Below are 10,932 nucleotides of genomic sequence, written 5' to 3'. Positions count from 1 at the left end.
CATGCAGGCGCTGATCCCGGCGCCGGTGCTGCTGCCCCTGCTGGCCGCGGCACTGAAGCTGGCCATCGGCGGGCGGCTGCGCCGGCTGCACGCGCTGATCAGCCTGGCGACGCTGGGCGCCATGGTCGTGATCTCGCTGATCCTGCTCGTGGCGGCCGACCGCGGCGGCCCGCTGGTCGCGTGCGTCGGGGGCTGGCCGGCGCCGACCGGCATCTGCCTGGTCGCCGACCGCCTGTCCACGCTCATGCTGGTGGTGTCGTCGGCGGTGACGTTCTGCGTCATGCTCTACTCGCTGGCCAACGCCTACGCCGACCAGGAGCACCTGGCGCCGATGGCGATCTTCCACCCGGCGTACCTGATCATGGTCGCGGGGGTGGCGGACGCGTTTCTGTCCGGTGACCTGTTCAACCTGTTCGTCGCCTTCGAGATGCTGCTGGGCGGCTCGTACGTGCTGCTCACCTTCGGCGGGACCCTGCCGCGCATCCGGGCCGGCGCCACGTACACGGTCATGGGGCTGGCTTCGTCCATGCTCTTCCTGATCGCGCTCGCGATCACCTACGCCAGCACGGGCACCCTGTCGATGGCCCAGCTCGCCGAGCGCTTCGCCGGGCTGCCGCAGCACCTCAAGCTGCTGGTCGAGCTCACGCTGCTGCTGGTCTTCGCGATCAAGGCGGCGGTCTTCCCCATGTCCGCCTGGCTGCCCGACTCCTACCCCACCGCCCCGGCCCCGGCCACCGCCGTCTTCGCCGGCCTGCTCACCAAGGTCGGCATCTACTCGATCATCCGGCTGGAGGCCCTGCTGTTCCCCGGCGGGCCCGTGTCCACGATCCTCATGTGGGCCGCCCTGCTGACCATGCTGATCGGCGTCGCCGGCGCCGTCGCCCAGACCGACATCAAACGCATGCTCTCCTTCACCCTGGTCAGTCACATCGGCTACATGGTGTACGGCGTCGCGTTGTCGTCGATCGCCGGCATGGCCGGCGCCGTCATGTACGTCGTGCACCACATCACCGTCCAGACCAGCCTCTTCCTGGTGACCGGACTGATCGAGCGGCGCACCGGCACCACGTCCGTGGACCGGCTCGGCGGGCTGATGCGGCTGGCCCCGCTGATCGCCGTGCTCTTCTTCATCCCGGCCATGAACCTGTCCGGGATACCCCCCATGTCCGGATTTTTGGGGAAACTTCTGCTGGTTCAGGCGGGGCTGGCCGACGGCGGACCGCTGGCGCTCACCCTGGTCGCCGGCAGCCTCGTGACCAGCCTGCTGACCCTGTACGCCGTGGCCAAGACCTGGGGCAAGGCGTTCTGGCGCAGCCCGCCGGCCGCGGCCGGAGCGGAGGAGACCGTGCTGGACAGCGAGGAGTCGTCGGAGGAGGGCGCGATCCGCACCACCGTGCTGCCGCCCTGGCCCATGGTGGCCGCCACGGCGGCGCTGGTCGTGCTGGCCCTGTCGTACACGGTTCTGGCCGGGCCGCTGTCGGCGCTGGCCGGGCGGGCCGCCGGTGAGCTGATGGCGCGGCAGCCGTACCTGGAGGCCGTGTCGGGGAGCGGCCGATGAGGACGCGTCTGTTCGCGCCGCGGGTGTTCGGGCGGCACGTGCCGCTGCCGCTGGTGATCTGGCTGGCGCTCGTCTGGGTGCTGCTGTGGGGCGACCTCAGCGTCGGCAACGTCCTGGGCGGGCTGCTGGCCGGGGCGGTCATCTCCTGGATGCTGCCGCTGCCGTTGCTCGATCCCGGCATCCGGCTCAGGCCCGTGGCGCTGCTGGCCTTCCTGCCCCGCTACGCGCTGGACATGGTCGTCTCCAGCGTGCGCGTGGCCTGGTGGGCGCTGCGGCCGGGGGCCTGCGACCCGCCGGTCCACCTGGCCACCGCGACGCTGCGCACCTCGTCGGAGCCGATGACCACGCTGATCATCGTGGCGCTGTCGTCGCTGCCCGGCAGCCTCGTCGTCGAGGCCTACACCGGAAGGAAGGAACTGGTCGTGCACGTGCTCGGCACCACGGACACCGGTTCGGTCCAGGAGGAGGTCACCCGGCTCGAAAGCCGGGTGATCGCCGTCTTCGGCACCAGGGCCGACAGGGAGGAACTCCGATGAGCGTGGTCTACGTCGCGGTGGTGATCCTGCTCGGCGGCGCGGCGGCGATGACCGTCTACCGGCTGGCCCGCGGCCCCTCGATGCTGGACCGGGCGGTCGCCTTCGACGTGCTGACGGCCGTGGCCATGTGCGCCGTCGGCACCGCCGCCGCCGTCTACCGCGAATACTCGGCGATACCGATCCTGCTCGTCCTGTCGCTGCTGGGCTTCGTCGGGTCGGTCTGCCTGGCCAGGTTCTTCGCCAGGAGCGGCCGATGACCGACGTCCTCGCCGGAACCTGCCTGCTGCTCGGCGCGGCGCTGACCTTCGTGGCCGGGGTCGGCCTTGTCCGCTTCCCCGGCACTCTGGCCCGCATGCACGCCGGCAGCAAGCCCCAGGTGCCCGGCATCCTGCTCATCCTGGCCGGCATGTGGCTGCGCGAGCCCACGGCGGCCACGGGCGGACCGCTGCTCATCGTGGGCTGCGCGCAGATCATCACCGTGGCCGTGGCCACCTATGTGGTCGGCCGCGCCGCGTACCTGTCCGACTGATCACGGTCGTCCGCGTCATGAGGCTTGGCGGGACTTCTCCGCGGTGAGGTGGTCGTCCAGGACGCGGGCCGCGCGGACCAGAGCGCTGGAGCGGGGCCGGTCGGCGAGTTGCGCGACGACCCCCACCGCGCCGTGAGCGCCGGCCCAGCGGGCCACGTCCAAGGCGAAGGCGAGGATCCGGGTGTGGGCGGCGGTGCCCCGCTCGTCGGCGGCCGGCAGGTAGGACGTGAGCAGGCCGGTCATGATCTCCCAGACCTCGCGGTGCGCGCCCTGCCTGGCACAGGACTCCAGGGAAGAGCGCGCCTCGGCCGACTTGATCAGGCCCGCCCGCAGCGCCAGGCCGAGATGGTGGCCGCACCGCTCGGCGGGCAGGCCGCCGGTGGCCGCGGCCTCCAGCAGCAGCCGCTCGGCCCGCTCCGCCGGCATGTACCACTCGCGCTCGCCGAGCAGGGCGGCCAGCAGCGCCCCGACGGCCTCACCGGCCGGGCCCTCCAGATGGAACACGGCCGACACGAGGTCGCCGAAGTTCGTCGGCCGCTCCCAGGTCGCGTGCACGTGCGGTAGCAGGTGCATGGCCAGCGCCTCCCGGTCCGACGGCAGCACCCGGTGCCAGTCCTCCATCGACTGTCCGAGCCGGGTGGAGGACACCCGTCCGAGCAGCGCGTCGACCAGATCGAGCCCGGTCCGCTCCAGGTGCACGACGACCTGCGGCCGCAGCCCGCGCCACACCACCCGCAGGCGCGGCTCGGGCCGGTCGGCCAGCCAGCGCGCCAGCGTGGCTCCCGCCTCGGACGTGAGCCGCCCGGCCCGCTCGGCCACCTCCGCCGGGACCGCGCGCGGCAGCCTCAGCAACGCCTGCTGCAGGTCGGCGGGCAGCGCCTGCGCCCCGACTCGCTCGTAGCCCTCCAGCCGGGTGACCAGCTCGGCGGCCTCGACCTGCCCCGCCGCCGTCGTGGGCGGCGCCAGCAGGTACGGCGGCAGCGTCCCTGCCCGCAGCCCGGCCAGGATCTCGGCGCACCGCTCCAGCATCATCCGGTGCGGCGCGGCGACCGTGCGCGGCTTCGGCAGGTGCTCCCGCGGCTCTCCCGTGCGCTCACCCGGATGGGCGGCCTCGCGCATCAGCGCCTCGGCCCACAGATCCACGCTGCTCCAGGTGCGCTCGGCGTCGAGACGGCTCCGGGGCAGGTTCAGCGCCGCCATCACCGCCCCGCGCACGGCGGCCGGCCCGCGCCGCCCGCCCGCCGCCGGCGCGTCCTTGACGAATCCGTCGAGCCACTGCTCGAACGGGTCCAGCTCATGGACAGGCGGCTTGAACTCCGGCAGTGCGACCGGCACGAATCCGTCGTCCAGGCCGCCCTCCGGCTCCACGTGGCCGTACGCCTCGGACAGCCGGGCGAGCAGGTCCGACGGCAGCACGGTCGCCGCCTCGCGCACCGCCTCGGCGCCGACGGGGGTGAAACGCCCCGCATGCCGTACGGCCAGCCGTACCGTCCGCTCCTGGACCGGGTAGGACTCGCACAGGAACGCCGACGCCAGCGCGGGCGCCAGGTGGTCGAGGTCGCCGTCGCTCTCGCGGGCCAGACGGTCCAGCCAGGTCAGCCCGGCCCGCACCAGCTTGCTCTCGGGCCGGAACAGCAGCGCGGACACCGCCTCACCGGCGTCGTCGCCGTCGAGCGTGCCCCGCAACTGCTTGAGCGCCACCTCGGCGATCGGCCCCGGCGCGGCGGGCAGCAGCCGCAGGTAGTCGCGGGCGCGGCCGGGATTCGGGGCGGGATCGAGCAGCTCGTGCAGGCGGACGAAGAAGCGCAGGTCGGCGGCGTTGCCACCGCGCAGGAACCGGCGCACGCAGCCGTCGGTGAGCATCTCGCGGTCGAGGACGCCGGAGGCGGCCAGGTCGCGCAGCGTGCGCGACCAGGAGTGCTGCGGCTCCCACTCCCACTGCGGCGGCTCGATCCGGTCCTCGCGCAGGGCCCGGCCCACCCCTTCCGCCTCGAACATCCGCGGCAGCAGGTACGCCGCCAGCGGATCGTCAGGCAGTTTGGGCGGTAGGGCGACCCAGGCGGCGACCAGCGGTTCGTGGTCGGGCGGCACGGTCCCGGTCCTGCGCAGCAACTCCAGCGCCAGGGCGGCGCTGTCGTCACCGGCCTGGGCGCGCGAGCCGCGCAGCCGCAGCGCCAGCCGTACGGCCAGGTCGGCCTGCCACGCGGCCGGGCGGGCCGCGATGACCTTCAGCAGCGGCTCCATGTCGGACACCGGTGACCATCGGGCGAACTCGCGCCGGTAGAGCCAGCTCGCGACCGCCGCCGCCCCGCCGATCGTGCCCGCTCCGGCCACCCGCATGGGCTCGATCCACTCCTGGGTCAGCTGCCAGTCCCAGGTGCGCCGCCGTTCGGCCAGCCGCCGCTGCGCCGCCCTGGCCGGGGCGATGTGGCCGGGCAGTTCGCGGGCGACCTCACGCCGCCCGGCCTCGTCCAGCTCCAGGACCCGCTCGGCGACCTCACCCGCGTCGCCCCGGGTGATCCCCTTGCGCACGGCCTCCCACGCCCGGCCGTTCACGCGACCACCTTGACGCCCGCGCGGCTCTCCCACGCCTGCCCGTTCACACGACCACCTTGACGGTCGGCGCGGCTCTTCCACGCCTGCCCGTTCACGCGTTCACCCCGACGGCCACGCGGGCGACGATCCTGGCGGCGAGCACGTGTTTGCACGGCCCGCGTGAGCCGCGGTGGTCGAACCACCACTCGCACGTGCACGAACCGTCGGCCAGCCCGACGATCCTGACGCCGCCCGGCGTGGTCACCTCGGCCCGATCGCCCGACACCCGCACCGCCCCGGAGGACGCCAGCGCGCGGGCGGCGGTCAGCCGCGGGTTGAGCTCGGCGACCTGGTCGCGGTCGTAGGGGAGCTCCCGGTGGAAGTGGGCGCTCTCGTGGAGGTCGTAGCCGACCCGGCCCGCCGTGCCGAGCTGGGTCAGCGCCGCCCGTACGCGGGCCGGCGCCAGGCCGGAGGCGTCGGCGAGCGCGCCGACCTCGATGGCCGGCTCGAAGGCGAGCAGCGGGGCCAGCACGTCGGCGTCGCCCGCCGCCTCGTCGGTGGACAGGTGGTCGAGGACGGCGCCCTCGCCGGAGAAGCCGCGCGAGGGCGCGGGGGAGATGGCCAGCGTGTAGCGCATCCCGGGCAGCTCCAGCTCCCATACGCTCGCGGTGGAACCGGATCCGGCGGGCGGGCCGTACACGCGCAGGGCCTTGGCGAAGCGCAGCAGCGGCAGGAGCGTCGCGACGCGGCCCGCGCCCGCCAGGCAGACGGCGCCGGGCCGGGCGTCGGTGTGGACGCGCAGGTCGCGTCCGGCGGGGGTGACCCAGACGGTGGCGCTGGCGGCGCGCGGCAGCGAGCGCAGGAAGCGCACCGCGTGCGGGCCGGTCAGCTCCGCGCGCAGGTCGAACCCGGCGGCGATGACCTGGACCTCGGCGAAGCCGCGCAGCCAGCGCGGCGGCAGCGGGACCTTCTTCTCCACGACCGCGCCGTCGAGCGTGGTCACGGACATCTCGTCGGCGCCCACGCCCAGGTGGAGCGGGTCCTTGCCGCCGACGCGGGCCAGCGCCTCGCGCAGCGGGCCGTTGACGTCGACGTTGGTGGTGCCGCGGTCGAGGATGTCGCCGTCGAGCGCGGCCAGGTCGAGCCGGGCGTAGACGCCGCCGCACGCGGAGAACGACTCCATCCGCAGCCGCTGCCCGTCGCAGGTCACCACCGGGTCGCGGGTCCAGCCGGGACGCGGCTGGTGGTAGCGGGTCATCGCCACGTCCGACAGGGCCAGCAGCCCTGCGGCGGCGGGGGCGGCTTCGGTGACCAGCCCGCTGAAGAAGCGCGGGCGGGGCAGCGGGCCGGACAGCGCCCGTCCGCCGGAGGTGGACAGGCCCAGCCGGGAGCCGTCGAGGAAGGAGGGTGCGGCGTAGGAGTACGCCTGAACGGCAGTCATGGCGGTGAAGTTAGAGATCGACTCCGACAAAATCGCCGACGCGTGTTCCGCCCCTGCACCCGCGCCATTTCCGGCCCGCCCGCGCGTCTCTTCCGGCCCGCCTGCACGCCACTGACGGCCCGCCTGCGTCTCTCGCGGCGCTGTCCGCGTGGTGCTTTCGGTCTGTCTCGGGCCCGTGGTTGTGGTCTTTTCGGGGTTGAGGCCGGTACGCCCGGCCGGGGTCAGGCGGTGACACCACCGTCGATCACCAGGTCATGGCCGACGGCGAACCCGGCCTCGTCGGAGGCCAGCCAGAGCACCGCCGCGCTCACCTCGTCGAGCGTGCCGATGCGGCCGAGCGGGATCAGCGAGGCGTAGCGGGCGGCGCGCTCCTCGTGGCTCTCGCCGGGCAGCGACGACATCGGGCCCTCGTTGGCCCCGGGGCTGACGGCGTTGACGCGGATGCCGTCGCCGATGTGGTCGCGGGCAGCGGACCTGGTCAGCAGGCTCACCGCGCCCTTGGAGGTGGCGTAGGCGGCGAAGCCGGGGCGGCGGCCGTGCGCGCCGATGTTGGAGGAGGTGTTGACGATCGCGCCGCCGCCGTGCTGGCGCATGTGGGCGATCTCGTGCTTCATCGACAGGAACACGCCGGTCAGGTTGACGTCCAGGACGTGGCGCCAGGTGTCGGCGTCGAGGTCGGCGACGGGGCCGAGCGCGCTGAGGACACCGGCGTTGTTGTGGGCGACGTGCAGCCCGCCGTACCTGCGCACGGTCTCGGCCACCATCGCGGCGACGTCGTCCTCGCGCGTCACGTCGGCGGCCACGGCCGCGGCCTCGCCGCCGTCGGCGGCGATGAGCTCGACTGTCTCCTTCAGCGCGCCGGCGTTGCGCCCAGCCACCATCACGGCGGCGCCCTCCCGCGCGAACGCCCGCGCGCTGGCCCGCCCGACCCCGCTGCCGCCACCCGTGACCAGAACGACCTTGTCGCTGAAACGCATGACACGACTCCTCAGTATTTAAGAACGATCAGTCTTGAAAAAGGGCATCAGTCGAGCAGCGACAGCGCCTGCTCGGCGGCGTCGCGCACCCGCGCGGCGTCGTCGGAGGCCTTGCCGATCACCCGCAGGCCCTGGAGCACGACGAGCAGCAGGCGCGCGATCGCCCGCGGATCCTTGCCCTCGGCCAGCTCGCCCCGCTCGCGCGCCCCGGAGAGCGCGGCGGCCAGGCTGTCCTCGACGAAGTCCCAGTTCACGCGGACGCGCCGGGCGATCTCCGTGTCGTGCGGCGCGAGCTCGACCGCGGTATTGACGACCAGGCAGCCGCGCCGCTGCGCGTCGTGCGCGGCCTCCTCGGCGTACTGTCGCACCAGCTCCCGTACGGCCGGCAGCACCGGCCCGGGACCGCCCAGCCGCCCCGTGAAGTCGACCCCGTTCTCCAGGTAGCGCTCGTAAGCCTGAAGGTAGAGCTCGCGCTTGCCGCCGAACGTCGCGTAGATGCTGGCCCGCGCCACACCCAGATGCTCGACCAGATCGGCCATGGAGGTGGCCTCGTAGCCCTTGCGCCAGAAGAGCTCCATGGCCCGGTGCAGCGCGAGATCCGGGTCGAACTCCTTCGTCCTTGCCATGGCCCAGAACCTAGCCCATTCAAGAACGAACGGTCAAATATCAGCCCTGCTCGCCGCCCAGGGCGATGGTCTCGGCGACCTCGGCGTGGCGTTCCGCCTCCTCCTCGGCGAAGCGGGCCTCGTCGAGCTTGTCGGCGATCTCCTCGTCCTGGCGCATGAGCGTGTCGAGCGACTGCCCGGCCATGTCCAGGACGCCCATGTCGGCGTAGGCCTGCTGCAGGCGCGGGCTCCAGAGGCCGATGTCCTTCACGCACGGCACGATCCGGCTGAACAGCAGCGACCGGAACAGCCGCAGGTACTCGGACTGGTCGACCGCCCGCATGGCCTCCTCGACGTCCGCCTTCGACAGGCCGATCGTCTCCCAGGTCTCCCTGCCGCGCAGCCGGTCGCGCATGAGGTAGCAGCCCTCGATGACGAAGTCCTCGCGCTCGTTGCGCTCGGCCTCGGTCAGGTTCTGGTAGTAGTCGCGCAGCGCCATCCGACCGAAGGCGACGTGGCGGGCCTCGTCCTGCATGACGTACGCGAGGATCTGCTTGGGCAGCGGCTTGGTGGTGATGTCGCGCATGACGCCGAACGCGGCCAGGGCCAGGCCCTCGATGAGCACCTGCATGCCCAGATAGGGCATGTCCCAGCGGGAGTCGCCGAGCGTGCTGTCGAGCAGCGCCTTGAGATGCTCGTTGATGGGGTAGGCCAGGCCGACCTTCTCCTGCAGGAAACGGGCGTAGGTCTCGGCGTGACGGGCCTCGTCCATGGTCTGGGTGGCGGCGTAGAACTTCGAGTCGAGGTCGGGCACCGACTCCACGATCTTCGCCGAGCAGATCATGGCGCCCTGCTCACCGTGCAGGAACTGGGAGAACTGCCAGGCGGCGCTGTGCAGCCGCACGTCCTGGCGCGTCTTCTCGTCCATCCGGTCCCAGAGCGGCGTGCCGTAGATGGCGATGGTCTGGTCGGGGATGCCGAGCACGTTGTACGGGTCGACCTCGAGGTCCCAGTCGATGCGTTTGGTGGAGTCCCACTGCTTGTCCTTGCCCTTCTGGTACAGGGCGAGCATGCGGTCGCGGCCGTCGTCGTACTCCCAGGTGAATCTGCTCGAACCGGCCATCTCCACGTTCCAGGTGGAGAGCTCCGCGGGGATCGTGTAGAGATCGTGCGTCGACATGCCGCCTCCAGGGGGACGTACACCGTACGTATGCCTGCAGGCTCGCATGGACTCTCGGGGTCCGTCAATGAAACTAGAATGAGCCATGCCCTCCGAGCCGCTGTCCAAGAAGCGCATCGTCACCGCGGCGATCGGCCTCATCGAGCGCGAGGGCGCCGACGCGATATCCATGCGCAGGATCGCCGCCGAGCTGGGTGTGGGCGTGATGTCGCTCTACAACCACGTGCCCAACAAGGACGCCCTGCTGTCCGAGGTGGCCGAGGCGGTGCTCAGCGAGATCGAGTTCACCGACGACCCCGGCGCCGAGTGGACCGAGCGGGTCCGCATCCAGGCGCGCGCCTTCCGCCAGATCGCCCATCACTATCCCCGCTCGACCATGCTGGTCGTCAGCCGGCAACTCCACTCCAACGCGGGGCTGCTGCCGGTGGAGCGGGCGCTGGCCACGCTGCGCAGCGCCGGGTTCGACGGGCCGGAGGCGGTGAAGGTGCTGCGCATGTTCATCGCCTACATCGTGGGCTCGCTGCTGCGCGAGGTCGGGGTGACGCCGTCGTTCGCGCCGCTGCCCGCCAGGATGCGGGCCGAGCGGGTCGACGCCGAGTTGTTCCCCACGGTCGCCTCGCTGGCGCCGCTGCTCGACTCCTGCGATCCGGACGAGGAGTTCGACTTCGGCGTGGAACTGCTCATCCAGGCGATCGCCGTCCACAGGAAAAGGGCACCCGGCGCGCCGGATGCCCTTTCCGGGGCAGCCGCCCCTTCCCCTGAGCGGCTGTCCTAGTACCAGTTGTGCGACCTGAAGTGACCCCAAGCGCCGCACGGCCTGCCGTACCTGCCCTTGATGTACTTCAGGCCCCAGCGGATCTGAGTGGCCGGGTTGTAGCGCCAGTCGTGCCCGGCTCCCCGCATCTTGCCGCCGGGCAGTGCCTGCGGGATTCCGTAGGCGCCCGACGAGCGGTTGTACGCCCGGTGGTTCCAGTTGCTCTCCCGGGTCCACAGGCTGTCCAGGCACTGGAACTCGCGAAGCGACCAGGCCCGCTGAACCACCAGGCCGAGCGCGATCCTCTTGTTCCGTCCCTCGGGCCGCCTGGGCGTGGTCTTGGGCCTGGCCTTGGTGCTCCAGGTCCCTTGCCTGACGTCCGGTGTCTCCACGCTGGTACGCCAGATACCCCGGTGCTCCACCTCGGTGTCGGCCGAGGCGGCGGCAGTACTCCCGCCGGTCGCTCCCGCGAACGAGAGCAGGGTGACGAGGGTGCTGCGCAGAGCGCGTTTGCTGTCCAAATCGATCCTTGCTGTCAGGCCGTGTGCGGACGATTACTCAGCGTCACCGCTCAGTACCTGCCGATCCCCGATCCGTGGCTTGGATGAGGAGGGTCCGCGCGGCTTCCCGGGATCTGGTTCCGCCCGTTGAGGGCGGCCCGGAAGCTCCACGACATGTCCTAGGCGTTTTCTAGTGCGCGGGGTCGGCGCTGGTCAGGGACCTCGGGCCTGCGGAGGACAGGACTTTGTGTTGTGGCGGGGTCGGGTTGGCCCGGTCCGGCCGCTTCCTGGGCCGGGGGATTCGAACATCCGGTTCC

Annotated in this window: 11 protein-coding genes; 5 read left to right on the top strand and 6 right to left on the bottom strand. The window is 72.2% G+C overall.

From position 1 onward, the window contains the following. Position 1: 1 nt before the first annotated feature. From ACFWYW_RS43340 to ACFWYW_RS43325, 4 genes are read left to right on the top strand one after another with little or no spacing between them, the layout of a single operon-like run. Positions 2-1,558, top strand: a complete 1,557-nt coding sequence (locus tag ACFWYW_RS43340; protein ID WP_379618805.1) for a Na+/H+ antiporter subunit D — start codon at positions 2-4, stop codon at positions 1,556-1,558. Then, positions 1,555-2,094 (top strand): Na+/H+ antiporter subunit E, encoded by a 540-nt coding sequence (locus tag ACFWYW_RS43335; RefSeq protein WP_379618807.1) that lies wholly within the window; start codon positions 1,555-1,557, stop codon positions 2,092-2,094. The genes ACFWYW_RS43340 and ACFWYW_RS43335 overlap by 4 nt, the downstream gene beginning before the upstream one ends. Next, positions 2,091-2,351, top strand: a complete 261-nt coding sequence (locus tag ACFWYW_RS43330) for a monovalent cation/H+ antiporter complex subunit F (RefSeq protein WP_379618809.1) — start codon at positions 2,091-2,093, stop codon at positions 2,349-2,351. Before ACFWYW_RS43335 ends, ACFWYW_RS43330 begins: the two co-directional genes overlap by 4 nt. Beyond that, the gene (locus ACFWYW_RS43325; protein ID WP_379618811.1) at positions 2,348-2,623 is read left to right on the top strand and encodes a cation:proton antiporter; all 276 of its coding nucleotides are present in this window, start codon (positions 2,348-2,350) and stop codon (positions 2,621-2,623) included. Before ACFWYW_RS43330 ends, ACFWYW_RS43325 begins: the two co-directional genes overlap by 4 nt. A 15-nt stretch (positions 2,624-2,638) precedes the next feature. Here the strand turns inward: ACFWYW_RS43325 and ACFWYW_RS43320 are convergent, their stop codons facing one another. From ACFWYW_RS43320 to ACFWYW_RS43300, 5 genes are all read right to left on the bottom strand, one after another. Next, on the bottom strand, positions 2,639-5,179 hold the full coding sequence (locus ACFWYW_RS43320) for a hypothetical protein (protein ID WP_379618813.1): 2,541 nt from the start codon (positions 5,177-5,179) through the stop codon (positions 2,639-2,641). 91 nt (positions 5,180-5,270) lie between these two features. After that, positions 5,271-6,599, bottom strand: coding sequence for an SWIM zinc finger family protein (locus ACFWYW_RS43315; protein ID WP_379618815.1), 1,329 nt, complete (start codon positions 6,597-6,599; stop codon positions 5,271-5,273). A 221-nt stretch (positions 6,600-6,820) separates the two neighbouring features. Continuing rightward, the gene (locus ACFWYW_RS43310) at positions 6,821-7,576 is read right to left on the bottom strand and encodes an SDR family NAD(P)-dependent oxidoreductase (RefSeq protein ID WP_379618817.1); all 756 of its coding nucleotides are present in this window, start codon (positions 7,574-7,576) and stop codon (positions 6,821-6,823) included. A gap of 47 nt (positions 7,577-7,623) precedes the next feature. Next, on the bottom strand, positions 7,624-8,202 hold the full coding sequence (locus ACFWYW_RS43305) for a TetR/AcrR family transcriptional regulator (protein WP_379618819.1): 579 nt from the start codon (positions 8,200-8,202) through the stop codon (positions 7,624-7,626). Positions 8,203-8,242: 40 nt separating this feature from the next. After that, positions 8,243-9,361, bottom strand: coding sequence for a ferritin-like domain-containing protein (locus tag ACFWYW_RS43300; RefSeq protein WP_379618821.1), 1,119 nt, complete (start codon positions 9,359-9,361; stop codon positions 8,243-8,245). Positions 9,362-9,446: 85 nt separating this feature from the next. On the opposite strand from ACFWYW_RS43300, the gene ACFWYW_RS43295 reads away from it, so the two are divergent. Next, on the top strand, positions 9,447-10,136 hold the full coding sequence (locus tag ACFWYW_RS43295; RefSeq protein WP_379618823.1) for a TetR/AcrR family transcriptional regulator: 690 nt from the start codon (positions 9,447-9,449) through the stop codon (positions 10,134-10,136). Here the strand turns inward: ACFWYW_RS43295 and ACFWYW_RS43290 are convergent. After that, positions 10,133-10,636 carry a transglycosylase SLT domain-containing protein gene (locus ACFWYW_RS43290; RefSeq protein ID WP_379618825.1) on the bottom strand — a complete coding sequence of 168 codons (504 nt, stop codon included), beginning with the start codon at positions 10,634-10,636 and terminating at the stop codon, positions 10,133-10,135. The genes ACFWYW_RS43295 and ACFWYW_RS43290 overlap by 4 nt on opposite strands. Positions 10,637-10,932: the final 296 nt, after the last annotated feature.

This window comes from Nonomuraea sp. NPDC059023 (assembly GCF_042740095.1).
Taxonomy (GTDB): Bacteria; Actinomycetota; Actinomycetes; order Streptosporangiales; family Streptosporangiaceae; genus Nonomuraea.
This window is presented reverse-complemented; position numbering and strand designations above follow the sequence as displayed.

Excerpts from the sequence above, each read along its gene's own strand:
- ACFWYW_RS43330 (WP_379618809.1), top strand. The coding sequence starts at position 2,091 with ATGAGCGTGGTCTACGTCGCGGTGGTGATCCTGCTCGGCGGCGCGGCG.
- ACFWYW_RS43315 (WP_379618815.1), bottom strand. The coding sequence starts at position 6,599 with ATGACTGCCGTTCAGGCGTACTCCTACGCCGCACCCTCCTTCCTCGAC.
- ACFWYW_RS43325 (WP_379618811.1), top strand. The coding sequence starts at position 2,348 with ATGACCGACGTCCTCGCCGGAACCTGCCTGCTGCTCGGCGCGGCGCTG.
- ACFWYW_RS43310 (WP_379618817.1), bottom strand. The coding sequence starts at position 7,576 with ATGCGTTTCAGCGACAAGGTCGTTCTGGTCACGGGTGGCGGCAGCGGG.
- ACFWYW_RS43300 (WP_379618821.1), bottom strand. The coding sequence starts at position 9,361 with ATGTCGACGCACGATCTCTACACGATCCCCGCGGAGCTCTCCACCTGG.
- ACFWYW_RS43295 (WP_379618823.1), top strand. The coding sequence starts at position 9,447 with ATGCCCTCCGAGCCGCTGTCCAAGAAGCGCATCGTCACCGCGGCGATC.
- ACFWYW_RS43305 (WP_379618819.1), bottom strand. The coding sequence starts at position 8,202 with ATGGCAAGGACGAAGGAGTTCGACCCGGATCTCGCGCTGCACCGGGCC.
- ACFWYW_RS43335 (WP_379618807.1), top strand. The coding sequence starts at position 1,555 with ATGAGGACGCGTCTGTTCGCGCCGCGGGTGTTCGGGCGGCACGTGCCG.
- ACFWYW_RS43340 (WP_379618805.1), top strand. The coding sequence starts at position 2 with ATGCAGGCGCTGATCCCGGCGCCGGTGCTGCTGCCCCTGCTGGCCGCG.